This window comes from Micromonospora sp. MW-13 (assembly GCF_003434305.1).
Taxonomy (GTDB): Bacteria; Actinomycetota; Actinomycetes; order Mycobacteriales; family Micromonosporaceae; genus Micromonospora.
In genome coordinates this window covers 329,826-353,694 of sequence record NZ_QKKX01000011.1, presented here as the reverse complement: position 1 = coordinate 353,694, position 23,869 = coordinate 329,826, and the positions used below count along the sequence as shown (strand labels likewise).

Annotated in this window: 20 protein-coding genes; 8 read left to right on the top strand and 12 right to left on the bottom strand. The window is 71.8% G+C overall.

What is annotated here, in order from left to right:
* The first annotated feature begins 7 nt into the window (after positions 1 to 7).
* From tatA to C5N14_RS09230, 4 genes are all read left to right on the top strand, one after another.
* Entirely contained in the window at positions 8 to 340 is a 333-nt protein-coding gene (gene tatA, locus C5N14_RS09245) for a Sec-independent protein translocase subunit TatA (RefSeq protein WP_117667494.1), read from the top strand.
* Positions 341 to 356: 16 nt separating this feature from the next.
* On the top strand, positions 357 to 1,310 hold the full coding sequence (gene tatC, locus C5N14_RS09240) for a twin-arginine translocase subunit TatC (protein WP_117667492.1): 954 nt from the start codon (positions 357 to 359) through the stop codon (positions 1,308 to 1,310).
* 242 nt (positions 1,311 to 1,552) lie between these two features.
* Positions 1,553 to 2,452, top strand: coding sequence for a DMT family transporter (locus C5N14_RS09235; protein ID WP_117667490.1), 900 nt, complete (start codon positions 1,553 to 1,555; stop codon positions 2,450 to 2,452).
* A 183-nt stretch (positions 2,453 to 2,635) separates the two neighbouring features.
* Entirely contained in the window at positions 2,636 to 3,625 is a 990-nt protein-coding gene (locus tag C5N14_RS09230) for a malate dehydrogenase (RefSeq protein WP_117667488.1), read from the top strand.
* A 97-nt stretch (positions 3,626 to 3,722) separates the two neighbouring features.
* On the opposite strand, the gene C5N14_RS09225 is transcribed toward C5N14_RS09230, so the two are convergent.
* The gene (locus C5N14_RS09225; protein WP_117667486.1) at positions 3,723 to 5,072 is read right to left on the bottom strand and encodes a GH1 family beta-glucosidase; all 1,350 of its coding nucleotides are present in this window, start codon (positions 5,070 to 5,072) and stop codon (positions 3,723 to 3,725) included.
* A 235-nt stretch (positions 5,073 to 5,307) separates the two neighbouring features.
* On the opposite strand from C5N14_RS09225, the gene C5N14_RS09220 reads away from it, so the two are divergent.
* Together C5N14_RS09220 and C5N14_RS09215 are read left to right on the top strand one after the other, a co-directional pair.
* Positions 5,308 to 6,564, top strand: a complete 1,257-nt coding sequence (locus C5N14_RS09220; RefSeq protein ID WP_117667484.1) for an ROK family transcriptional regulator — start codon at positions 5,308 to 5,310, stop codon at positions 6,562 to 6,564.
* 376 nt (positions 6,565 to 6,940) lie between these two features.
* On the top strand, positions 6,941 to 7,903 hold the full coding sequence (locus tag C5N14_RS09215) for a LysR family transcriptional regulator (protein WP_165878059.1): 963 nt from the start codon (positions 6,941 to 6,943) through the stop codon (positions 7,901 to 7,903).
* Here the strand turns inward: C5N14_RS09215 and C5N14_RS09210 are convergent.
* From C5N14_RS09210 to C5N14_RS09185, 6 genes are all read right to left on the bottom strand, one after another.
* Entirely contained in the window at positions 7,861 to 8,736 is an 876-nt protein-coding gene (locus C5N14_RS09210; RefSeq protein WP_117667480.1) for an alpha/beta fold hydrolase, read from the bottom strand. The two genes, C5N14_RS09215 and C5N14_RS09210, sit on opposite strands and share 43 nt — an antisense overlap.
* A gap of 121 nt (positions 8,737 to 8,857) precedes the next feature.
* Complete coding sequence (locus C5N14_RS09205) at positions 8,858 to 9,646, bottom strand: ATP-binding cassette domain-containing protein (RefSeq protein ID WP_243639351.1); 789 nt, start codon at positions 9,644 to 9,646, stop codon at positions 8,858 to 8,860.
* Positions 9,643 to 10,677, bottom strand: a complete 1,035-nt coding sequence (locus C5N14_RS09200; protein ID WP_207892667.1) for an ABC transporter ATP-binding protein — start codon at positions 10,675 to 10,677, stop codon at positions 9,643 to 9,645. Before C5N14_RS09200 ends, C5N14_RS09205 begins: the two co-directional genes overlap by 4 nt.
* Complete coding sequence (locus C5N14_RS09195) at positions 10,670 to 11,656, bottom strand: ABC transporter permease (protein WP_117667478.1); 987 nt, start codon at positions 11,654 to 11,656, stop codon at positions 10,670 to 10,672. Before C5N14_RS09195 ends, C5N14_RS09200 begins: the two co-directional genes overlap by 8 nt.
* Positions 11,653 to 12,582 (bottom strand): ABC transporter permease, encoded by a 930-nt coding sequence (locus tag C5N14_RS09190; protein ID WP_117667476.1) that lies wholly within the window; start codon positions 12,580 to 12,582, stop codon positions 11,653 to 11,655. Before C5N14_RS09190 ends, C5N14_RS09195 begins: the two co-directional genes overlap by 4 nt.
* The gene (locus C5N14_RS09185) at positions 12,569 to 14,269 is read right to left on the bottom strand and encodes an ABC transporter substrate-binding protein (RefSeq protein ID WP_117667474.1); all 1,701 of its coding nucleotides are present in this window, start codon (positions 14,267 to 14,269) and stop codon (positions 12,569 to 12,571) included. Before C5N14_RS09185 ends, C5N14_RS09190 begins: the two co-directional genes overlap by 14 nt.
* Positions 14,270 to 15,065: 796 nt before the next feature.
* Between C5N14_RS09185 and C5N14_RS09180 the strand changes: the two genes are divergently transcribed.
* Both C5N14_RS09180 and C5N14_RS09175 read left to right on the top strand, forming a co-directional pair.
* The gene (locus C5N14_RS09180; protein WP_243639349.1) at positions 15,066 to 15,905 is read left to right on the top strand and encodes a helix-turn-helix domain-containing protein; all 840 of its coding nucleotides are present in this window, start codon (positions 15,066 to 15,068) and stop codon (positions 15,903 to 15,905) included.
* Positions 15,906 to 15,971: 66 nt separating this feature from the next.
* Positions 15,972 to 16,553 carry a dihydrofolate reductase family protein gene (locus C5N14_RS09175; protein ID WP_117667470.1) on the top strand — a complete coding sequence of 194 codons (582 nt, stop codon included), beginning with the start codon at positions 15,972 to 15,974 and terminating at the stop codon, positions 16,551 to 16,553.
* 498 nt (positions 16,554 to 17,051) lie between these two features.
* Here C5N14_RS09175 and C5N14_RS09165 read toward each other — a convergent pair whose 3' ends face one another.
* The 5 genes from C5N14_RS09165 to C5N14_RS09145 form a co-directional block, all read right to left on the bottom strand.
* Positions 17,052 to 18,959, bottom strand: a complete 1,908-nt coding sequence (locus tag C5N14_RS09165) for a ricin-type beta-trefoil lectin domain protein (RefSeq protein ID WP_117667468.1) — start codon at positions 18,957 to 18,959, stop codon at positions 17,052 to 17,054.
* A 306-nt stretch (positions 18,960 to 19,265) separates the two neighbouring features.
* Positions 19,266 to 20,246, bottom strand: a complete 981-nt coding sequence (locus tag C5N14_RS09160; protein ID WP_117667465.1) for a DUF2804 domain-containing protein — start codon at positions 20,244 to 20,246, stop codon at positions 19,266 to 19,268.
* Between the two features lie 55 nt (positions 20,247 to 20,301).
* The gene (locus C5N14_RS09155) at positions 20,302 to 21,705 is read right to left on the bottom strand and encodes a GH1 family beta-glucosidase (protein WP_117667462.1); all 1,404 of its coding nucleotides are present in this window, start codon (positions 21,703 to 21,705) and stop codon (positions 20,302 to 20,304) included.
* A 125-nt stretch (positions 21,706 to 21,830) separates the two neighbouring features.
* Positions 21,831 to 22,835 (bottom strand): ABC transporter ATP-binding protein, encoded by a 1,005-nt coding sequence (locus C5N14_RS09150; RefSeq protein WP_117667460.1) that lies wholly within the window; start codon positions 22,833 to 22,835, stop codon positions 21,831 to 21,833.
* A complete protein-coding gene (locus C5N14_RS09145) occupies positions 22,832 to 23,869 on the bottom strand; it encodes an ABC transporter permease (RefSeq protein ID WP_207892665.1) in 1,038 nt (345 codons plus the stop codon). Before C5N14_RS09145 ends, C5N14_RS09150 begins: the two co-directional genes overlap by 4 nt.

Here is a 23,869-nt window from a genome sequence, read left to right as displayed (position 1 = left end):
GCTTCCCATGGGTGCCCTCAAGCCGTGGCACATCGCCGTTCTCGTGGTCGTGCTGATCCTGCTGTTCGGCGCGAAGCGGCTCCCGGACGCGGCCCGCTCGCTGGGCCGCTCGCTGCGGATCATCAAGGCCGAGACGAAGAGCCTGCACGACGACGACCGCGATCTGGCGGAGAAGGCCGACGCCCAGGCCGGCTACCAGCCGCTGCCGCCGCAGGCCGCCGGGCAGCAGTCCCAGCAGCCGTACGCGCAGCAGCCCTACGTCCAGCAGCAGCCGTACGCCCCGCCGCAGGCTCCGCAGCAGCCGGTCATCGACCCGGTGCAGCGCGTCCGCGACAACTGACCGAAGGGCCCCCACCGTGGCCTTCGCTCTGCTCAAGCGCGGTCCGACCAACTTCGAACGGGCCTCCGACGGCTCGATGACGCTCATGGAGCACATCCGCGAGCTGCGCAACCGGCTGTTCCGGGCGTCCCTGGCGATCCTGGTCGGCTTCGGCTTCGGCATCTGGCTGGCGGAGCCGGTGCGGAAACTGCTGTCGAAGCCGTACTGCGACCTGCCGGCGTCGATCGACCCGGACACGGGCAAGTGCCTCTTCGTGCAGCTCGGCGTCGCCGACGTCTTCCTGCTCAACCTGAAGATCGGTCTCTGGGTCGGGTTGATCATCGCCGCCCCGGTCTGGCTCTACCAGCTGTGGGCGTTCATCGCCCCGGGCCTGCACCGGCACGAGCGGCGCTACGCGTATGTCTTCACGGCGCTGGCGGCGCCGCTGTTCGCCGCCGGCGCGGTGCTGGCCTTCTTCGTCACCACGAAGGGGCTGGAGTTCCTGCTCAACATCTCCGGCGACGACATCGCGACGACCCTTGAGGTCACCCGGTACATCTCGTTCGTCACCAACCTGATCCTGCTCTTCGGGGTGGCGTTCGAGTTCCCGCTCATCGTGCTGATGCTCAACTTCGTCGGGCTGGCCAGCGCGAAGCGGCTGCTCAGCTGGTGGCGGGTCGCGGTCTTCGTGTTCTTCGCCTTCTCCGCCGTGGTCACCCCCACGCCGGACCCGTTCGGCATGACGGCTCTGGCCATCTGCCTGTCCGCGCTGTACTTCGGCGCGGTCGGGGTCGCGTTCCTCAACGACCGGCGGCGCGGGCGGGGCAAGGAGGTCTACGCCGGGATCGACGACGACGAGGTGTCGCCGCTGGAGCTCGACGACGAACCGGTGGCCCCCGGCCAGCGGGTCGAGGCCGCCGACCCGATCGGCGCGCCGGAACCGGTCGCCGCCCCGACGCCGATCGAACGCCGCTACGACGACATGACCTGACGGGCGTACGCCCGCCCGGACCCACGACGACGGGTCGCCCCACCCGGGGCGGCCCGTCGTCGCGTCGGTCGGTCCGGTTAGGGTGCGATGCCATGAGGCCGATGACGATCCTGCCGCCGCCCGTCCGCTAGCGGGCGGCACCACCTGACGCACTCCACACCGGACGGCCCGCCCGCCCGGTCGATGGACGCCGCCCGCGTACCCGCGGACCTTCTCTTCCCGGCTTCCATTACGGAGTTGTCTTGACCACACGTTCCGTCGTGCCGTACCGGCGCGACCTCGTCCTCATCTCGTCCGCCGCCGTCGCCTGGGGCGCGGGCGGCGCCGCGGCGGCGGTGCTGTTCCGGACCACCGGGCTGGGCCCGCTGGCCGTGTCCTTCTGGCGGGTCACCGTCGCCGCGCTCGTGCTCGCGCTGGCCTGCGCCTGCCGCCCGGGCACACCCCGGTCCACCACACCCCGCCGCACGGCGGTGCTGCTCGGGATCGGCCTGGCCGGCTACCAGGGCGCCTACTTCGCCGCCGTGGACCACGCCGGGCTGGCGCTCGGCACTCTGGTCACGCTCGGGGCCGGGCCGGTGTTCGTCACCGTCGGTGCCCGGGTGCTGTTCGGCGAGCGGACCGGCCGGCGCGGCGTGCTCGTGCTCGTCGTCGCCCTCGCGGGGCTGGCCCTGCTTGTCGGTGGACCGGTGTCGGCCGGGCCGGGGCAGGCGTGGGGCATCGGCGCGGCGCTGCTGTCCGCGCTCGGCTACAGCGGGGTCACCCTGTACACCCGGGCCGTCGGCGGTGGGCAGGCCGACGCCGTCTCGTTCGCCGCCGGTCTGCTGGTCCTGCTGCCGCTGGCCCTGGCCGAGGGCGTCTGGCCGCGTACCGGCGCGGCGCTGCCGGTGCTCGGCTGGCTGGTGTTCCTCGGCGTGGTGCCCACCCTGCTGGCGTACCGGTGGTACTTCGCCGGCCTGGCCACCGTCCCGGCCGGGACCGCCGCGGTGGTCGTGCTGCTGGAGCCGCTGACCGCCGCCGTCCTGGCGGTCGCGCTGCTCGGTGAGCGGCTCACGGTGAACCTGGTCGTCGGCTCGGCCGTGCTGCTCACCGCCGTGGCGCTGCTGCCGCGCGAGAGCGGCCCGACGGGGGCGGCCGACCGCTGACCGTCGAGGGCGCCCGCGCCGGGCCCCGGCGCGGACGCCCGCCCGGCGCGTCCTGTTCGGAACCGGTCGGCGGGGGAGGTGACCGGGGCCACCATGCGCTGCTGAGCCTGCGTTCGGGACTCGCGATATGGTGACTGCGCCCCCTGATCGGCACCGACCGTCCCTTCGGCAGGAGAAGCCCTGATGGCAGAAACGCCCCTTACCGTTACCGTCACCGGCGCAGCCGGCCAGATCGGCTACGCGCTGCTGTTCCGGATCGCGTCCGGGCAACTGCTCGGTGGCGGGAGGCGGGTGAAGCTCCGGCTGCTGGAGATCCCGGCCGCGGTGCGCGCGGCCGAGGGCACCGCCCTGGAGTTGGACGACTGCGCGTTCCCGCTGCTGGCCGGTGTGGACGTCTTCGACGACCCGAAGCAGGCGTTCGAGGGCGCCAACGTGGCGCTGCTGGTCGGCGCGCGGCCCCGTACCAAGGGGATGGAGCGCGGGGACCTGCTGGAGGCCAACGGCGGCATCTTCAAGCCCCAGGGCCAGGCGATCAACGCCGGCGCCGCGCCGGACATCAAGGTGCTCGTGGTGGGCAACCCGGCCAACACCAACGCCCTCATCGCCCAGGCGCACGCCCCCGACGTGCCCGCGGACCGCTTCACCGCGATGACCCGGCTGGACCACAACCGGGCGATCGCGCAGCTCGCGCGCAAGCTCCAGGTCACCGTCGGGCAGGTGAAGAAGCTGACGATCTGGGGCAACCACTCGGCCACCCAGTACCCGGACGTCTTCCACGCCGAGGTCGACGGCCGCCCGGCGGCCGAGCTGATCGGCGACCGGTCCTGGCTGGCCGACGAGTTCATCCCCCGGGTCGCCAAGCGCGGCGCCGAGATCATCGAGGTACGGGGGGCGTCGTCGGCCGCGTCGGCCGCGTCCGCCGCGATCGACCACGTGCACGACTGGATCAACGGCACGCCGGAGGGCGACTGGACCTCGGCCGCGATCGTCTCCGACGGCTCCTACGGGGTGCCGGAGGGCCTGATCTCTTCGTTCCCGGTGGTCGCCCGGGACGGCCGGTTCGAGATCGTGCAGGGCCTGGCCGTCGACGAGTTCTCCCGGCAGCGCATCGACGCGTCCGTGGCCGAGCTCCAGGAGGAGCGCGCGGCCGTGCAGGGGCTCGGCCTGCTCTGACCCGGGCGGCACCGACCGTGACGGTGGCCCGCGGAGCGATCTGCTCCGCGGGCCGCTTCCGTCCCGCCCGGAGCCGGACGGATGACCCCGGGCCCGGTCAGGCCAGCACGCTGCGGTGGGCGCGGATCAGCTCGGCGTACCGGCGCCCGCTGGTCTTGACGGTCCGCCGCTGGGTGGCGTAGTCGACGTGGACCAGGCCGAACCGCTTGTCGTAGCCGTACGCCCACTCGAAGTTGTCCAGCAGCGACCAGGCGAAGTAGCCGGCCACGTCCACGCCCCGCCGGGCCGCCGCGGCACACGCCGCGAGGTGCTCCTCCAGGTACCGGGTGCGCTCCGGGTCGTCGACCGTGCCGTCCGGGGCCACCCGGTCCGACCAGGCGGAGCCGTTCTCCGTGACGTGCACCGGGCCGGCCCCGTACTCCTCGGCGACGCGCACCAGCAACTGTTCCAGGCCCGCCGCGTGGGTCTCCCAGCCCATCGCCGTCTCGACGGCCCCGGGCACCGGCACCTGGCGGGCGTACGGCGGGGGACCGTCCGGGTCGGCGACGACCCGCTGCCGGAAGTAGTAGTTGAGCCCGAAGAGGTCCAGCGGGGTGGCGATCGTCTCCAGGTCGCCGGGGCGGACCGGCGGTGCGGTGCGGTAGACCTCCAGCATGTCGGCGGGGTATCCGCGGCCGAAGATCGGGTCCAGCCACCACCGGTTGACGTGCCCGTCGGCGCGGGCGGCGGCGGCGACGTCCTCGGGGCGGTCGGTGGCCGGCTCGATCGGGCTGAGGTTGCACACCACGCCGACGGCGGCGGGCGCGGTGGCGTGGGCGCGGATCGCGGCGGTGGCCAGTCCGTGGCCGAGCAGCAGGTGGTGGGCGGCGGGGACGGCCAGCGCCAGGTCGGTGTCCCCGGGCGCCATCCGGCCCTCCAGGTGGCCGATCCAGGCCGAGCAGAGCGGCTCGTTGACCGTCGTCCAGTCGCGGACCCGGTCGCCGAGCGCGCCGGCGACCACGGCCGCGTAGTCGGCCAGGGCGTACGCGGTGTCCCGGGCCGGCCAGCCGCCCCGGTCCTGTAGGGCCTGCGGCAGGTCCCAGTGGTAGAGCGTGACGAACGGCCGGATGCCGGCCTCCAGCAGGGCGTCGACCAGCCGGTCGTAGAAGGCCAGCCCGGCGGGGTTGACCCGGCCGGTGCCCTCGGGCAGCACCCGGGGCCAGGCCACCGAGAACCGGTACGTGTCGACGCCGAGCCCGCGCATGAGGGCGAGGTCCTCGGGCCAGCGCCGGTAGTGGTCGCAGGCGACGTCGCCGGTGTCGCCGTTGGCGATCGCGCCGGGCACCCGGCAGAAGGTGTCCCAGATGGAGGGTGCGCGGCCGTCGGCGTCGACGGCGCCCTCGATCTGGTACGCGGAGGTCGCCACGCCCCAGCGGAAGTGGGCGGGTAGGGCGGTCAGGTCGGCCACGGGCGTACTCCTTGGGTTCCGGTGGGGTGGCGCGGGACGGCAGGAGGTGGGTGGGACAGGGGTCACGGCGGCGCGCGCCGGCCGGGCTGCCGCGCCGGGGCGCCGGCCGGGCAGGGCCGGCGCCCCGGCCGGTCCGCAGCATACTTCAAAGCTTAGTTCATAGCATTAATTGTGGTGTTGATGCATGCTGGTGGGGGTGCCCGGTCGGCGGCGCCCCGGGGGAGGACGCGGACCGATGGACGCCAGACGCACCACCGTGCGGGACATGCGTCGCGCCAACCGCGCGGTGCTGCTCACCCGGATCTGGCTGGACGGGCCGTTGAGCCGGCACGAGCTGGGGCAGGCCACCGCGCTGAGCCTGGCCAGCGTGAGCAACCTGGTCGGCGAGATGATCGACGAGGGGTTGGTCGAGGAGGCCGGCTCGGTCGAGTCCGACGGCGGCCGACCGAGGGTGCTGCTGCGGGTGGCCCCCGGCTACGGCTACCTGGTCGGCGCCGACGTCGGGGAGACCCGGATCCAGGTCGAGCTGTTCGACCTGACGATGACCGCCCTGGCCAAGGCGGAGTACCCGATCGCCGCCGCCGAGCCCGACCCCGGCGCGGTGGTGGCCCACCTGCTGCACGGGCTGACCGCCGTGACCGAGCAGGCCGGCGTCGACCCCGACGCGGTGCTCGGGCTCGGGGTGGCGGTCTCCGGGACGGTGGAGCGCACCGCCGACGCTGTCGTGCACGCCCAGACCCTCGGCTGGGAGGGGGTGCCGCTGGGCGCCATGCTCCGCGCCGGCACCGACATCCCGGTGCACGTCGACAACGGGGCGAAGACGCTCGGCCAGGCCGAGATGTGGTTCGGGGCCGGCCGGGGCGCCCGGCACGCCGTCGTCGCGCTGGTCGGCTCCGGAGTGGGCGCCGCCGTGATCACCGACGGGGTCAGCTACCGGGGCGCGCACAGCAGCGCCGGCGAGTGGGGGCACACCACCATCGCGTACGGCGGTCGCCAGTGCCGCTGCGGCAACCTGGGCTGCCTGGAGGCGTACGTCGGTGCGGAGGGCATCCTCGACCGGTACCGGCTGGCCAACCGGGGCCGGCCGGCGGCCGGCGGCGACGAGGAGAGCGCGCTGGGCGAGCTGCTGCGCTCCTCCACGGGGACGGCCGCCACGGTGCTGGACGACACGGTCGGCTACCTCGGGGCCGGGGTGGCGACCCTGATCAACCTGTTCAACCCCGAGCGGGTGGTGCTCGGCGGGTGGGCCGGGCTGGCCCTCGGCGAGCGGTTCCTGCCCCGGATCCGGGAGGCCACCGCCCGGCACGCACTGCGCCAGCCGTACGCCCAGGCCTCGATCGAGCTGTGCCAGCTCGGGCCCGACGCGGTCGCGATGGGCGCGGCCACGCTGCCGATGGTCCGGCTGCTGCGCGACGGCGGGGTGTCCCGCTCGGCCGGCGCCGCCCGCATCGAGGCGACGCCGCGCCCGGGCCGCCGCCCGCGCACCCGCTGATTCGGCACACCCTTACCCGGTGCCTGGTCAGCCACTGCGGCGATGGCGAAGAACTTGCCCAGCTCGGCCCGAGCCTGCTCGGTGGTCGGTCGCTCGATCACCGGCGTGGTGCTTGCTGCTCACGGCAGCCTCCTCCGCGTCCCACCGCATCGGGTATGCGCAGGCCAGGTCCAACGATCGCCGGGCCGAACGCCGGCAGGAGACCGACCGCGAGGCTCTGCTCCCCAAGCGTGTAGGCGCCGAAGGCGGCCCTGAGCAGCGCTTCGGTCCCCGACTCGGCCGCGTCCGGAAGCGCCCGCTAGCATCGGGTCCCCCGGCCCGCCTCGCGAAATCCCCACCGCGACGGACGCTCGGCCGACTTGCGAGGGGAGCCCGCGTGCCAACGATCGACCCCAGACGTCTCCTCGTTCTGCGTGCTTTCGTGCTGTCCGACTCGGTCACCGCGACTGCGGCGGCGCTGCACCTGACGCCGTCCGCGGTGTCGCAGCAGCTCGCGGCGCTTGAGCGCGAGGTCGGCCACGCGCTCGTCGTACGCACGGGGCGCAAGCTGGCGCTCACGCCGGCCGGGCGCATCCTCGCCGGGCACGCCGAGGAGATCAGCTCCCGGCTGAAGATCGCCGAGGCCGACCTGGCCGCGCACGCGGGCGGTGTCCTCGGGCAGCTCCGGATCGGCGCCTTTCCCACGGCGATCAGCTGGTTGGTGGCGCCCGCCATCGTCGAGCTGCGCCGTCAGGCGCCGGGCGTCGACGTCACGGTCGTCGACGCGGAGGCGCACATGAGCCACCGGATGCTGATGCGCGGCGACATCGACGTGACCGTCAGCCTGGAGTACGAGTCCGACCCCGAACGCGACTCCCCCGACATCGTGAAGTTCCCGCTCTACATCGAGCGGTTCAAGGCCGCCCTCCCCCACGGCCACCCGCTGGCCGGCGAGGAGGGCATCGGGCTCGCCCAGCTCACCGAGGAAGGCTGGATCATGCCCTCGCCCGGTAACCCGTGCCGCATGATGGTGCTACAGGCGTGCGCCGAGCTCGGCTTCCACCCGCCGATCACACACGTCTCGGACGACTACCGCGCCGCGCTGGCGCTGGTCGCCGCCGAGGCCGGGATCTGCCTGGTGCCGGAGTCCGCGCTCTCCGCGCGTGACGCCGACTGGGTTACGATCCTGCCGACGCGCGGCGTCGCACCGCTGCGCAAGGTGATCATGACGACGCGGCGCGACAACCAGGGCCACCCCGTCGTACGCGCGGGGCTGAAGGCGATGCGGGCCGCAGTCGCCGATCCGGGCTCGGAGATCTACGGCCCGCTCGCGCGGTCCGACACCTTCAGCGTCGAGTGACGGCTCCGGCCAACGGCGTTCTCGCGGAGGAAGGCGTCGACGTGCCGGTGGTACTCGTCCGGCTTGTCACGGCGCACGCAGTGGTGGCCGCCCTCAATCACGACGACGTCGAAGCCGGGCGCGACGGCCGTGAGGCGCTCACGGGAGTGCTTGTCGACGATGACGTCGCCGGTGCCGGTGACGAGCAGCGCCGGTACGGCGGTCGGGCCGACCGTAATCTGCCGCGCGGTCGGCGTCCAGATCCGGCGCTTCTCGTGGACCCGCTGCTTCATGTAGTCGATGTCGACGGCCTTCATCGCCTCGGCGAGCGGGCGCAGCTCCTGCTCCGCCCAGTGGGGCTTGAGTTCACGCTGCATGTCCATGAGCTCCTCGACCGACGCCGTGTCGGCGTAGTCGAAGGGATCGATGGTGGTCTGCTCGACGCTGAGCCACGGGTTGGGACCGGCCTCCGGCACCCACCACGGCGGGTCCTCGAGCACGACGCCGGCCACGAGGTGCGGGGCGTCGGCGGCGACGAAGGCGGCGATCCGCGCGCCCATGGAATGCCCGACGACGAGCGTCTTGCGCCCGGTCTCGTCGAGCATGTCCTTGAGGATGTCGATCGCGTCCTGCACCATCACGTCGGTGGACGGCACGCCCTCGTGCTCGGGCCGGCGGCTGGGCGACTCCCCATGGCCCCGGGCGTCCGGCGCCACGATGTGGTAGTCGCCGCACCAGCGGTCGACGGCGTCGCCGTAGCACGCGCCGGACTCCACAGCGCCATGCAGGATGAGGATGGCGGGCGCATCTGCTGCGTCCCGCCCGTACTTTCGGACGAACAGGTCGGTTCCCACGTGTCCTCTTTCAGTACTCTGTCGCGTCGGCCTCCGGCCGACTCACGCCGGGATGGTCGTTCGGTTAGTCATGGTCATGATCGTGGCAGGCCTGGTCGGCATCGCGCAGCGCTCCCGCAGGTCAGGCCGGCAGCTCCGCCTCCGGTGTCGCCTCGACCAGCGCGCGCGTGCAGGAGTGCTGCGGGGAGCGGAAGATCTCGTCGGACGGGCCGGTCTCGACGATGCGGCCGCGCTGCATGACGGCGACGCGGTCGCTGTAGAGCCGGATCACCGCCAGGTCGTGGCTGACGTGGAGGAACGAGATCCCCTGGTCGCGCTGCAGGTCGGCCAGCAGGTTGAGGATCTGGGCACGCACCGACACGTCGAGCGCCGAAGTCGGCTCGTCCGCGATGATCAGGTCCGGCTTGAGGGCGAGTGCGCGCGCCACGGCGACGCGCTGGAGCTGCCCGCCGGATGCCTCGTGCGGGTAGCGCCCCAGGTAGTCGGCGTCGAGGCCGACCGACTCCAGCAGCGCGACCAGCTCGGCGGTTGACGTCGCCTCGCCGTGCGCATGGAAGACGTTCGCCAGCGTCTGCCGCACGGTCTGCCGCGGGTTCAGCGACGCCAGCGGGTCCTGGAAGACCATGGCGACGTTGCGCCGCAGCCGCCGCAGTCCACGCCGACTGAGGCAGGCGACGTCCTGCCCGTCCGTACGGACGGTGCCGGACGTCGGCACCACCAGGCCGTTGGCCATCCGCGCCAGCGTGGACTTGCCCGAGCCGGACTCGCCGACCAGGCCGAGCGCTTCGCCCCGCCCGATGCGCAGCGAGACGCCGTCGACGGCGAGGAAGCCCTTGCGCCTGCGGCCGAAGCCACCGGCGGTGCGGTAGCGCTTGCTGACGTTGGTCATCTCCAGGATCGGCTCACTCACCGGGCGACCTCCTGAAGTGCGGGTAGACGATCGAGGTGGCAGGCCGCAAGATGCAGGCCGCCGTCCTCGTTGGTCGGCCGGACGGTGGGCAGCGGTACCTCGACGACACAACGCTCGCCGACCTGGTCCGCGAGGCCGCAGCGCGGCGCGAAGGCGCAACCCGGTCCGGCGTCGCGCAGCGACGTGGGCGCGCCGGGGATGGCGCGGAGCCGGGTCCGCTTCCCTCCAGAGTCGAGCCGAGCGTCCAGCCGCGGCGTGGCAGCACGAAGACCGGTGGTGTACGGGTGGGCGGGCTGCTCGAAGATGTCGCGGAGGCTGCCGTACTCGGCCTGGCGCCCGGCGTACAGCACGAGGACGTCGTCCGCCGCGCTCGCCACCACCCCGAAGTCGTGACTGATCAGCAGCATCGCCATGCCGTACTCCTGCTGGAGCTCGCGGAGCAGGGCCAGGATCTGCGCCTGCACCGTCACGTCGAGCGCGGTGGTCGGCTCGTCGGCGATGAGGAGCGCCGGCCGGTTCACCAGGGCCATCGCGATCACCGCGCGTTGCCGCATGCCGCCAGAGAACTCGTGCGGGAAGCGGCGTACGGCGTCCGCGGGCTCGGGGATGCCGACCCGGTCGAGCATCTCGACCGCACGGGCCCGCGCAGCGCGTCGGGTGACCGATGGGTCGTGCAGGCGGACCGCCTGGGCGATGTGCGCGCCGATGTCGAGGTACGGGCTGAGCGCGGACATCGAGTCCTGGAACACCATGGCCACGTCGGAGCCGCGGGCCCGGCGCAGCTCGCGCTCGTCGGCGGAGAGCATCTCCCTGCCAGCGGCGACGATCCGGCCCCGGGCGCTCGCCCCGCGCGGCAGCAGCCGCATGATCGCCCGGCCGGTGATCGTCTTACCCGACCCCGACTCGCCGACCACGGCGAGCGTGCGGCCGCCGTCCAGCCTCATGGACAGGTCCCGGACGACATCGGTGGTGACGCCGCCGCTGGTGAACGAGACAGACAGGTCCTCGACCTGGAGCACGGGGTCACGCACGGCGGATCCTCGGATCGAGAAGCGGCATCAGCAGGTCGACGATCAGGTTGCCGACGATGATGAGGAAGGCGGAGAAGAGCGTCACCCCGACGACGATGCTCAGGTCGGACTCGTTCACGCCGGACAGCAGCAGGTCGCCGAGCCCGTGCAGGCTGAACACCCTCTCCGCGATCACCGACCCGCCCAGGAGAGCGGTGACGTCGAGCGCGAACATCGCCACGACCGGCACCATCACACCGCGGACGGCGTGCCGGTTCACCTGCCGGGTCGACGCGCCGCGCGCGGTCATCGCGACAAGGTGGTCGGCCGAGAGCTCGTTGAGGAGTTGGGTGCGGGCGACCCGGATGTAGCTGGCGGCGAGGATGAACGACAGTACCATCCACGGGCCGATCAGGTGCCAGGCCCAGTCCGTCGGTGACTCCGAGAACGACACGAAGCCGGAGTACGGCAGCGCGTTGAGCATGAAGCCGAAGACCTGCACGACGAGTAGACCGACGAGGAAGGTCGGCACCGACAGCCCGAACATCGCGAAGCCGGTCGAGAACCGGTCGACGATCCCGCCCTTGCGTATCGCCGACAACGCCCCGAGGCCGATGCCCACGACGAGGCACAGGACGGCCGCACCGAACGCGAGCGACAACGTGACGGGCAGCCGCTCGGCGATGAGCGTCGTGACGTCGCTGCGGTTCGGGAAGGAGTAGCCGAAGCACGGTGCGTGGCAGTGCACCTGCCGGGCGCCCTCGCCGTAGGTACGGCCGACGAAGAGGCCCTTCACGAACTCGGTGTACTGCCACACCACGCTCTGGTCGGTCTGCATGTAGGCGCTGACCTTGGCCCGGGTCTCGGGCGGGCACGGCTTGCCGCACATGGCACGGGCCGGGTCCTTCGAGGCCCCGAAGAAGAGGGTGATCGTCACAAAGGCGATCGCGAGGAGCATGAACACTGCGGTGACCATGCGGCGGGCGATGTAGGCGATCATGCGGCATCCTCCGTGCGCACGTCGAGGACGTCGCGGAGCGCGTCTCCGGCGAGCGTGGCGCCGAATACGATCAGGAACACCACGGCGCCCGGGAAGAGCATGTACCAGACGTCCGCACCGCTGTAGATCCACGGCAGCGAGTCCGAGAGCAGCTTGCCGAGGTCGGGGACGTCGCCACGCAGGCCGACGCCGAGGAACGAGAGTCCTGCGACGACGCTGACGTTGGCGGGCAGCGACATCGCGAACAGGACGACGACCAGGCCGAAGAGGTGCGGCAGCATCTCGCGGCGGATGATCTGCCAGGGCGGAGCCCCGGTCGCGCGCGCCGCCTCGACGAAGGCGCGGGCGTTGATGGCGCCGGCCTGGGCGCCGATGATCCGGGCCGGGACGGTCCAGCCGAAGAAGGCCAGCACCAGCACGAGGACCAGGCCCCGCGGCATCTCCGGCGGCACGATCGCCATGATCGCGATGACGAACATCAGGCCCGGGAAGCCGAACATGAAGTCGATCACCCGCCCCGCAACGGCGTTGAGCCAGCCGCCGAAGTACCCAATCGCCGTACCGAGGACGGCGGCGAAGGCGATCGACAGGATGCTCGCCCCGAACGCGATGAACAGGGACGAGCGGATGCCGTAGACGATCTGGGCGAACAGGTCGACGCCCGTCACCGGGACGACGCCGAGCCAGTGGTCGGCGCTGACGCCACCGATGGCGCCCAGCGGACGGCCGCCGTCCGGGTCGAGCAGGTTCGTGTGCAAGGTGCTCGGGTCCTGTCCCTCGAGACGCGCGAGCAGCGGGGCGCAGAGCCCTGCGACGAGCGGCACGACCAGCATGACCAGGCCGGCGACGCCGGACGGCTTCCGAAGGAAGCGGCGGAGGAGCGGCGTACGCCGGCCCTCCGCCTGCTGGATCTCAATGATCGACACCGACGACCAGCTCGTTCGCGAACGGCGGGTAGGCGGGGATGAAGTAGTTCAGGATTTTCGAACCGGCCAGGGCCTGCGTGTGCTGCACGAGGATCGGCACCACGGGGGCGTCCTCCATGATCTGCTTGTCGATCGCGGCCCACATCTTCGCGGCCTTGTCGAGGTCCGGCTCCGAGATCGCGGCGTCGATCGCGGCGTCCACCTTGGGGTTGGAGTATTGCGAGGCGTTGCCGCCACCGTTGCCGATCTCGCTGGACGCGAACAGCGGCTGGATGGTGCTCGTGCCGCTCGGGAAGTCCGCTCCCCAGCCGTTCGTCGTCATGTCGTAGTTGCCGTCGGCGGACGAGACGAGCTCGTGCCAGGTGTCGCCATCGAGGCCCTTGAGCTCGACCTTGATGCCGACCCGCGCCAGCGAGTTCTTGATGCTCTGGGCTTCCTTCTCCTCGATCGCGCTCACGTCGGTCGGGTAGGTCAGCGTGAGCGTCAGGTTGGAGACGTCGGCGCCGGCGAGCAGTTCCTTCGCCTTGTCGACGTTGCCGGTGTCACCACCGTCGTACAGGTTGTACTCGGTGTAGCCGGGGATGCCAGGCGTCATGATGGTCGAGGTGATCTGGCCGCCGAACTTCGGGCCGCCGTACACGCTCTGCAGCTCGGCCTTGTTGATCGCGTAGTTGATCGCCTGCCGCACGCGGACATCGGAGAGGCCCGGGCGCTTGACGTTCATGGCGAGGTAACGGAAGTAGCCTGACGGGCTGTTGGCCATGCGGCGGGAGATCGACGGGTCGGACTCGATCCGCTGGAACTGCGACGGCGAGATGAGCGCGTTGCTGATCGCGGTCTGATCCTCGCCCTTGTCATCGATGAGGCGCTGCACGATCGTGTCGTTGTTCAGGCCCATGTCGAGGACGATCTTGTCCGGGCCGGCGAACCGTGCCTGGTCAGTGTCGGCCTTCCAGTTCGGGTTGCGTTCCAGCACCGCCTGCGAGCCCTTGCGGAAGCTCGTCACCTTGTACGGGCCGCTGGCGACCGGGTGCTCGCCGTACGTCTCCGGCTCGGTGTCGGCTGCGGCCGGCACCGGCGCGAAGGCCGGCATGCTGACGATCCACGGCCAGTTGCCGAATGGCCTCGTCAGGTGGAAGACGATCTTGTGGTCGTTGACGACCTCGATGGAGTCGAGCTCCTTGCCGTCGTAGGGGCCGTCGTAGTCGGTGCCGCCGACCAACAGCGTCTTGTGGTAGCCGAGGCCACCCTGGAACATCGGCGCGAACGACCGCTCGATGCCGTACTTCACGTCCTGCGCGGTGATCGGGCTGCCGTCGGAGAACTTCAGGCCCTCCTGCAGCGTGAAGGTCCACGTCTTGCCGCCGTCGTCCGTCGAACCGGTGTTGGTGGCGAGGTCCGGCACGAGGATCGTGTCCTTGTCCGGGAACGTCTGCCACGACGTCAGCCCGCGGTGCACCCACCGCAGCCGACTGGTCGGCACCATCTGCGCGTTGGCGGTCTCAAAGGACTCAGTCCTGCGCCGCGAGAGGTAGTGCAGGGTCCCGCCCTGGGGCACGGACTCGAGCGCCGTGTTCTTGTCCTTCGTCGGCTCGGTGGACTGCGAGTTCGCGTTGCAGCCCGCCATCACGAGGGCTAGGACGAGCGCGAGCCCTGCGGGCACCACTCTCCGGGATCGATTCGCCATAGATCGCGCTTCCTATGAGGCGGTCCCGATCGGTCCGGTCCGCAGCTTGGATCTCAGGAAGGCAGTCTGTTGGCGGGCGAGAGAGCGCGTCCATCGAGGAGTTCTGCAGGCGACCTTTCAGAAAATCTTAAAGGTCGCGTAGATCCTCGCGGAATCTGTCAAGATTTTTGCGGGCGAAGGCGGCGGCGAGGACCTCCGCGCGGCCTGCGGGGATCTTCTCGGTGGTTGCGAAGTGGCTGGATGCGGGGTGTGCAGACCGAGCCCGGAGTGGTAGCGCTCGTGGTGGTAGTAGTCGACGAACTGCTTGCAGAACGCGCGGGTGTGGGCGGGGAAGGCGGGATCTTGAACGCCACCTCGCTGTAGGGGTTGTCGTTGCTCACGTGGGGCCGGGAACGGCTGCGGACCACGTCCAGGTCGATGAGTAGTTGGGCGACGGATTTGCTGGTCATGGACGTGCCTCGAACGGTGTGCACCACCCGCGAATTGCCATAGGTCCGTATCATATCGTCGATGGACTCGGTGGCCAATTGAACGGTCTCGGTCTCGGTCTCGGCGGGCATCCATCCGACACCGTCGCCCCAGCCTCGCGAAGCGCACGGAACCGGCGCAACTCCACCGCTGCGGGTCGAGCACCATCCCGCCCAGGATGGTGCGACGGTCAAGATCTTCTACGAGGGGCGCACCACGAAGGCGGGTATCCGCGACGCCGACGACATCGACGAGTTCATCGACCTTTGGGCTCTTCACAATGCAAAGTGTCTTCGGTGACGCTGATGGCGTCTGCGATGCTGTGGGCGTGGAGTACGTGTCCAGAGCGCCGCGACCGCCGCTGGACGGGCTGATCGACGACCTTTACTACCTGGAGGGTGCGCCGCCGTACGCCCGGCTGACGCTGCCGCCGATGCCGTCGGCGTTGCTCATCGTCAACCTCGGGGCGCCGTTCCGCATCCGCGCCGGCACCGACATCGAGACGACCGAGTACGCCGACGGCTGCGTGGTCACCATGCCCACCCGCGCGTTGGAGTTCGGCTACCCACGCCGGACCCGGTCCGTCGGCGTGCACTTCAAGCCGTGGGGGCTGGCGCCGTTCCTGCCGATGCCTGCGGCCGAGCTGTGTGACCGGCCGGTGACGGTAGAGCAGGTTTGGGGCCGGCCCGCCATTGCTGAGCTGCGAGACCGGCTGGCCACGGCGGACGGACCGCACGAGATGCTGACGCTGCTCGAGGAGGAGCTGATGCGACGGCTGTGCGAGACCGCCGGCCTGGGGCTGGTCCGCCATACGAGCAGCGTCATCGCGGCGACCAGCGGGGCGGTGGCGATTGGCGACCTGAGCGTGGCAGCCGGTGTCAGCAGCACTCATCTGGCACAGCGGTTCAAGGAGCACATCGGCGTCACGCCGAAGCGGCTCGCCCGCACCTACCGCTTCGCCGCCACCGTGTTCGCGATCAACCCCGCCGGGCCGATCGACTGGGGCGACCTCGCCGGTGGCGCAGGCTACTTCGACCAGGCCCACTTCGGCCACGAGTTCCGGGCGTTCACCGGGCTCACGCCGACCCGGTACGTCGAAGTCCGGCGGCGGTTCCTGCGCGAACATCCCGGCCACGTGCTGGACAGTTGGCCGCTGCCGGCCGATTGATTTCTTACAAGAGCGACAGCTCACGACACGCTAATTTGGGGGCATCCCAAGGCAGAGGAGAGCCCCGTGGGCAAGGTGGTCATGTACAGCTCGGTGTCGGTGGATGGCTTCGTCGCGGACGAGAATGACCAGCCCGGACCTCTGTTCGACTGGTTGTCCAACGGTGACGTCCCGTTGGACGAGAGCGGCGAGGTGAAGGTGTCGCAGACGTCCTACGATTACACCCGGCCGTACTGGGACCAGATCGGGGTGACAGTCGTCGGCCGCCACGTCTTCGACCTGACGGACGGCTGGGACGGGAAGCCGCCGGGCGGGATCGACCACGTGGTCGTCGTGACGCACCGGCCGGAGCCCGAGGGCTGGGACCCCGAGGCGCCGTTTCACTTCGTCGACGGCGTCGAGGCAGCCGTGGCCAAGGCGCAGGAGCTTGCGGGTGACCGCATGGTCGAGGTCGCCGCTGGCGACGTCGGTGGCCAGGTGCTTGCCGCGGGTCTGGTCGACGAGGTGCGCATGGACGTCGTACCCGTGGTGTTCGGGTCCGGCAAGCGCTACTTCGGGTCGGTCCACGCGCAGCACCTGCTGGAGGATCCTGACGTGGTGATTCACGGCAACCGGGTGCTTCACCTGCGCTATCGGGTGCGCCGTTGACCGATCTGAGCGGGTACGCGAAGAAGTCCCCTGCGAACGGTGCCACAAGATCGGGCCTCCGGCTGCGTTTGCGCATCGCTGTCCCTGGTCGGGCAGCCGACGTCGATCCGCCCCGGCACCTCACCTGCGGCAAGTTCAACTCAAGATCACTGGTTGCCGGTTTCCGTCGTATCTTGACCGACCCCCAGGAAGAGCGGATCTTCACCAATGCAGGGTGTAGTCGGGTCTGAATCCGCCTGTCTCGAGTAGGATCGGGCAATGTAGTTGGTGAGGTTGCGGAAGCCGAGGGCGGAGCCGCACAGGTGCTTCAGGCGGCCGTTGATTGTAAGAGCCACGTGACGAGTGGATCAGCCTCGGGGTATTCGCCCAAGACCAATCTGCGTGGGCTCTAAGAGTCCGCTGGCCGACACCCGGAGTGGGTCGTGCCAGGGCTTCCCGTCCCGCGCTGCCCGGTGCGGCCGGCGGCATCCTGCCCCGGGTGCCGCCGGCCCTCGGCCGTCAGGCCGGCAGGGTCCACTTCTGGTTGGCGCCGCCGGTGCACGACCAGATCTGCGTCTTCGTGCCGTCGGCGGAGGCGTTGCCGATGACGTCGAGGCACTTGTTCGCCTGCGGGTTCACCAGGTCCCGCCCCGAGGTCCACGTCCACTGCTGGGCGGCGCTGCCGTTGCAGGTCCACAACTGCACCCTCGTGCCGTCGGCGGTGCCGCCGCCGGAGACGTCGAGGCACTTGCCGAGCGCCCGCAGCGTGCCGTCGGAGGCGCGGGTCCAGGTCTGGTTCGCGGCGCCGAAGCAGCTCCAGACCTGCGCCGCGGCGCCGTCGGTGCTGCTGTTGTCGGTGACGTCCAGGCACTTGCCGCCGAGGCCGGTGATCGGCCCGGTGGGCGTCCCGCCGCCACCGCCGGACTGGGTGCCCGACCAGGTGAAGGTGGCGGTGGTCCGGGCCGGCAGGGTGTAGGTGAACGACTGCCCGCCCCAGACCACCTTCACCGACTGGGCGGACGTGCCGCCGTTGTGGGCCAGCAGCGCCTTGGTGCCGTCGGAGTTGCGGTACGCGACGTTCTGCACCGTGCCGTTGGCGGTGGAGGCGATCCGCTGCGCCCCGGGGCGGACGAACTTGGTCAGGTGCCCGGTGGTGTAGTACTCGATCGTGTAGTCGACCTGGCCGGCGCGGGAGCCGCCCTCCTGCACGGTGATCAGGCCGGTGCAGGTGCCGCAGCCGCCGTTGTGCGGGCCCATGTTCTGGTTGAGCGCCAGGCTCCACTTGACGATGCTCCGGCTCCAGTTCCGGGCGTAGTTGACGATGTCGGCCATGTCCTCGTTGTGCTGGTTGGAGATCCAGGTGCCGCCGGAGTGCTCGGTGCTGAACTGCGGCACCGACGGGTACTGGCCCTGCACCTGGCTGCCGACCGCCGGGTCGCCGAAGTAGCCGTGCCAGGCGATCCCGCCGAAGAGCGGGTCGTTGCGCACCGCGGCGTCGCCGAGCACCCCGGAGCCCATGGTGGCGTAGTCGCCGTAGTTCCAGTCGTGCACCAGCACCTTGGTGGTGATGCCGGCGGCCCGGAACGCCGGGTAGACGAAGTTCTTGGTCAGCTCGGCCAGGCCGGAGGAGTTCCAGCTCATCCCGGGGTAGTCCATCGCCGTCGGGTTGCCCGACTGGCAGCAGTTCGGCTCGTTCTGCACCGAGAGGTAGTCCACCTTCACGCCGCGCGCCGCGTACGCCTGGATGGTCTTGACGAAGTACTGGGCGTAGGTGCCGTAGTACTGGGACTTCAGCCAGCCCATCTGGTCCATCCGGCCGTTGTCCTTCATCCAGCCGGGCGCGCTCCACGGCACGACCTTGACCCGCAGGGCGGGGTTGAGCTGCCGGGCCTGGGCGGTCAGCAGCTCGACGTTGGTGTCGTAGCCGTTGCTGCCGAAGTCGCCCAGGTCGCAGCAGGTGTCGTCGAGGGAGACGTGGCCCGGGCGGGACAGGTCGGAGGCCCCGATCGGGTTGCGGACGAAAGACAGCCCGATGCCGTCGGTGGGGCTGAACAGCTTGCGCATCACCTCGTCGCGGGTGGCCGCGCTGACCGGGCCGCCGCGCAGCAGGTACGCGGTGGTGTCCGTGATGGACGCGCCGGCGCCCTCGAACGGCTGGTAGCGGCTGTTCTCGTCGACGGTGATGGTGTGCGTGGCCCCGCCGCTGGATGCCGCGAAGCTCACCGCGGCTTGCTGTTGCAGCCCGCGGGTGACGGTGCGACCGCCGCCGTCGGAGGTGGTGGTGAGCCAGACGTTCACGCTCTCCCCGGCGGCCTGGGCGGCCGGGGGTGCGAGGGTCAGGACGCTGGCGGTCAGGCAGAGCGCGAGGGCGCCGGCCCGCGCCGCGCGGGCCGGTGAGCGGCGGGGGGTGGGTGGGGTGGGGGACACGAAGTGCTCCCTTCGGCGGGCGTGGTGCCCGGCGGTGCACCCGAGGGGGGCGTGGACGGTCCGCCGGCACCGGGGACGGGGCAAGCGGCGCGCGGCCAGCGGGCCGCGACCGTTGCCGGGGTTGCCGTCGCCCGGCCCTGCCCGGCAAGGAATCGACGGTTGTGACTGAGCAAACACTGTCGCAACACTTAAGTCAAGCAATGAAAAAAGACCTGGGGCGGATCGTGGCCGTGCGGGGGCGAGCCGGGGCCGGAGCGCACGCCGGCATCCCGGTGCGCCGGCGGCCCGATGCCGGCCCGTCGGCGGCTACCAGCGGTTGCGGGCCTCCTCGGCCCAGCCGACCAGGCCGTCGAGGTCGACCCGCTCGCCGTCGGCGGTGGCCGCCCAGCCGGTGAAGTGCCCGAAACACTGGTGCGTCTCGTTGGCCAGCACCGCGAGGTTGGTCCGGGCGACCCGCTCGTGGAACGGGTGGAACGCCACGTCGACCCGTTCGCCGGTGATCTGCCACGGCCGCAGCCAGTCGGACCGGTCGTAGTCCCAGCGCAGCTCGTCGCCGATCTTGTGCAGCCGACCGTCGACGAACAGGCCGTTCTCGGTGCTACCGGTGCCGTCGGTCCACTTCCCGCCGAGCTGGATCGACCGGCCGGGGCCGCTGCCCGCCGCCCAGTTCCAGGTGATCGAGTACGGCCACCGGCCGCGCCCGTGGTCGAGCACGGCGAACGAGTCCCCGGCCCGCACGTCGTGCCACGCGTCGCCGACCCGGAGCCGGCCGTGCACCGGCCGGCCGACGTCCTTGACGGTGTACTGGAAGCGGCGGGTGCCCCACGGCACGACCACGCCGAGGGACTCGTGGCCGGCGGGCAACGGCACGGTCAGGTCGACCTCGACGTCCCCGGCGGCGGCCCGCAGCGTGGTGCCGTCGGGGCCCTGGTCGATCGCGACGGTCAGCCCTCCGCCCCGGGCGGCGACCCGGCCCGCGCCGCTGCGCTCGGGCAGCACGGCGCCGCGGGCCAGCGGCACCACCGCCTCCGTGTCGTGTTCGACGCCGCTGGCGCGGTCGAGCACGTAGAGGCTGTGCACCCCGGCGTAGTCCAGCGACGACACGACGATCCCGACGATGTGGGCGGGGGTGACGACACCCCAGTACTCCCAGCGCTTGGTCCGGCCCCAGCCCCGCAGGTTCGCCCGGTGCAGGGGCCGGCGGGTCCAGCCGACGGCCGCCGGGTTGAGCCGACCGTCGGGCAGGCAGAGATCGACGGGGGAGGTGATCTCGCGCTCGTGCGTCATGGCGGGCAGGCTACCGGCCGGCGCAGGCGGCCCCTCGGGCCGGCCGCCCGGGCGCTCAGCCCCGCCCGCGCACCCGCCGGACGGTGTCGCGGAACCACAGCGCGCTGCGCTTCGGGACGCGTTCCTGGGTGTCGTAGTCGACCCGGACGATGCCGAACCGCTTGTCGTAGCCGTACGCCCACTCGAAGTTGTCGAGCAGCGACCAGGCGAAGTAGCCGCGCACGTCCGCGCCGGCCTGCCGGGCCCGGGCCACCGCGCGCAGGTGCTCGGCGAGGTAGTCCACCCGGTCGTCGTCGGCGACGAAGCCGCGCGCGTCCGGGCGGTCGTCGAACGCCGCGCCGTTCTCGGTGATGACCATCGGCAGCCCGGGGTAGTCGCGGCTGATCCGCAGCAGCAGGTCGGTGAAGCACTCCGGGACGATCTCCCAGTCCATCGCCGTGCGCGGCCGGCCCCGGGGGACCGCCCGGCGCACCGGCCGGCCGGCGGCGTCCCGGTCCCGGCCGGCGGCGTCCACCCCGGAGAAGAGCTGCCCGAAGTAGTAGTTGACCCCGAGCACGTCGAGCGGGGCGGCAATCACCGTCAGGTCGTCGTCGCGCACCGGAACCGTCACCCCGTCGGCCGCCAGGTCGGCCAGCACGTCGGCCGGGTACCGGCCGTGCACGAGCGGGTCCAGGTAGAGCCGCGCGCCCAGCCCGTCGGCGGCCCGGGCGGCGTCGTGGTCGGCGGCGCTGTCGGTCGCCGGGTCGGCGGTGCCCAGGTTCAGCGTGATGCCCACCTCGACCGGCCCAGTGGCCGCCGCCCGGATCCGCCGGGTCGCCAGCCCGTGGCCGAGCAGCAGGTGGTGCGCCGCCGCGATGGCGTCGCCGAGGTCGCGGCGGCCCGGGGCGTGCTCGCCGTACGCGTAGCCGAGCATCGCCGAGCACCACGGCTCGTTGAGCGTGGTCCACGTCCGCACCCGGTCGTTGAGGGCGTCGAAGACCAGCATCGCGTAGTCGGCGAACCGGTAGGCGGTGTCCCGCTCCGGCCAGCCGCCGGCGTCCTCCAGTTCCTGCGGCAGGTCCCAGTGGTAGAGCGTGACCCACGGGTCGACGCCCCGGCCGAGCAGTTCGTCGACCAGCCGGTCGTAGAAGGCCAGGCCCGCCGGGTTGGCCGGGCCGCGCCCGCCCGGCTGCACCCGGGGCCAGGCCACCGAGAACCGGTACGTGTCCACGCCGAGGTCCGCGATCAGGGCCACGTCCTGCGGCATCCGGTGGTAGTGGTCGCAGGCCACGTCGCCGTTGTCGCCGCCGGCCACCGCGCCGGGCACCCGGCAGAAGGTGTCCCAGATGGACGGGGTGCGGCCGTCCTCGGCGACCGCGCCCTCGATCTGGTACGACGAGGTGGCCACCCCCCAGCGGAACACCGGCGGGAGGGTGTCGATCGGGTCGGCCGTCGTCGATGGGCGGGCGGTGGGCTCCATGCTGCTCCTCGGGTGGGCGGGGTCGACGTGGCGGATGCCGCCGCGGTGCGGGGCGGTGCGGGCCGGCGGTGCGGGCCGGCGGTGCGGGCCGGCGGTGCGGGCCGGCGGTGCGGGCCGGCGGGTGGTCAGCGGGTCGCCGCCTCGGGCGCCGGGTGCAGCCAGCAGGCGACCGCCCGGTCGGGGGCGTCGGCCGGCGGGCCGAGCCGCGGCAGCCGGCTGTCGCAGGGGGCGAACGCCCGGGGGCAGCGCGGGTGGAACGCGCAGCCGTCGGGCATCGCGCGCAGGTCCGGCGGGGCGCCGGGAATGCCGGTCAGCTCCCGGCGCGGCCCGCGCAGGGCGGGGAAGGAGTGCAGCAGCCCGTCGGTGTACGGGTGCAGCGCCGCGCCGTACAACTGCGCGGCCGGGGCCTGCTCGACGATCCGGCCGCCGTACATGATGGCGATGCGGTCGGAGAACTCCACCAGCAGCGACAGGTCGTGGGTGATGAACAGCACCGCGAAGCCGAGCCGTTCGCGCAGCTCGGCGAGCTGGCTGAGGATCTGCCGCTGCATCACCACGTCCAGGGCGGTGGTCGGCTCGTCCATGATGACGACCTGCGGCTCCAGCGCCAGCGCCATACCGATCATCACCCGCTGCCGCATGCCGCCGGAGAGCTGGTGCGGGTAGCTGTCCAGCCGGTCGGCGGAGATGCCGACCAGCCGCAGCAGTTCCCGGGCCCGGGCCAGCCGGGCCGGGCGGCCCAGCCCCGGCTGGTGCGCCCTGATCACGTCCATGAGCTGCGTGGAGACCTTGTGCACCGGGTTGAGGGAGTTCATCGCGCCCTGGAACACGATCGACGTCTCCGCCCAGCGGAACGCCCGTAGCTGCGTGGGGGACAGGGTGAGCACGTCGACCGGCGGGCCGTCGACCGGGTGGTAGACCACCTCGCCGCCGCTGATCACCCCGGGCGGCGGGAGCAGCCGGGTCAGCCCGTACGCCAGGGTGGACTTGCCGCTGCCGCTCTCCCCGGCCAGGCCGAGCACCTCGCCCCGGTGCAGGGTGAGGTCGACGTCGCGGACGGCACGCACGGCCGAGTCGCCGAGGCCGTAGTCGACGCTGAGCCGACGGATCTCCAGCACCGGTTCGCTCATCGCCCGGCCTCCTCTCGCTGTCCGGACCCGGCCGGCGACGCCGGCCGGGGTGCCAGCACCGGGGTGAAGCCCACCCGCATCCGCACGGTGCGCCCGTCGGCGGTGCGGGCCCGGGACCGCCCGGCGCTGCGCAGGCGGGGGCTGACGAACTCGTCGATGCCGAAGTTGATCAGTGCCAGGGCGGTGCCGAGCAGCGCGATGGCCAGCCCGGCCGGCACGAACCACCACCAGGCGCCCTGCGCGAGGGCCTGCTGGCTCTGCGCCCAGAACAGGATGGTGCCCCAGTTCCACGACGAGACCGACGAGATGCCGATGAAGGCCAGGGTGATCTCCGACATGACCGCGAAGATCACCGTGCCGACGAAGCCGGAGGCGATGATCGCGGTGAGGTTCGGCAGGATCTCGAAGCCGATGATCCGCCAGGTGCGCTCGCCGGTGGCCCGCGCGGCCTCCACGTAGTCGCGCCGGCGCAGCGACAGCGTCTGGGCGCGTAGCACCCGGGCCCCCCAGGCCCACGACGTCAGCCCGATGACCAGGGCGACGACCAGGTCGCCGGCCCCCGCGACCGTGGACGTGACGATGATGATCAGCGGCAGCGCCGGGATCACCAGGAACACGTTGGACAGCGCGGACAGGCCGTCGTCGGCGAGCCCGCCGAGGTAGCCGGCGGTCACCCCGACCAGGACGGACAGCGCGGTGGCCACCACGCCCGCGGTCAGGCCGACCAGCATCACCCCGCGGGTGCCGACCAGGATCTGGCTGAACACGTCCTGGCCGAGATGGGTGGTGCCGAACCAGTGCGCCGCCGACGGCGGCTGGAGCAGGTCGGCGCTGCGGGCGTCCGGGTCGTACGGTGCGATCCACGGGCCGATCACCGCGAGCAGCACGTACCCGGCGACCACGGCCAGCCCGGTGGCGGCCTTGCCGCCGCTGACGAACCGCAACCGACGGCGGCGGCTCGGCCGGACGCTGGGCTGGGCCATCGCGCCCTGCTCCGGGATGACCTGCTCCACGCTGGAGGTGGGAATGCTCAC

Excerpts from the sequence above, each read along its gene's own strand:
- C5N14_RS09150 (WP_117667460.1), bottom strand. The coding sequence starts at position 22,835 with ATGAGCGAACCGGTGCTGGAGATCCGTCGGCTCAGCGTCGACTACGGC.
- C5N14_RS09230 (WP_117667488.1), top strand. The coding sequence starts at position 2,636 with ATGGCAGAAACGCCCCTTACCGTTACCGTCACCGGCGCAGCCGGCCAG.
- C5N14_RS09155 (WP_117667462.1), bottom strand. The coding sequence starts at position 21,705 with ATGGAGCCCACCGCCCGCCCATCGACGACGGCCGACCCGATCGACACC.
- C5N14_RS09160 (WP_117667465.1), bottom strand. The coding sequence starts at position 20,246 with ATGACGCACGAGCGCGAGATCACCTCCCCCGTCGATCTCTGCCTGCCC.
- C5N14_RS09185 (WP_117667474.1), bottom strand. The coding sequence starts at position 14,269 with ATGGCGAATCGATCCCGGAGAGTGGTGCCCGCAGGGCTCGCGCTCGTC.
- tatA (WP_117667494.1), top strand. The coding sequence starts at position 8 with ATGGGTGCCCTCAAGCCGTGGCACATCGCCGTTCTCGTGGTCGTGCTG.
- C5N14_RS09195 (WP_117667478.1), bottom strand. The coding sequence starts at position 11,656 with ATGATCGCCTACATCGCCCGCCGCATGGTCACCGCAGTGTTCATGCTC.
- C5N14_RS09220 (WP_117667484.1), top strand. The coding sequence starts at position 5,308 with ATGGACGCCAGACGCACCACCGTGCGGGACATGCGTCGCGCCAACCGC.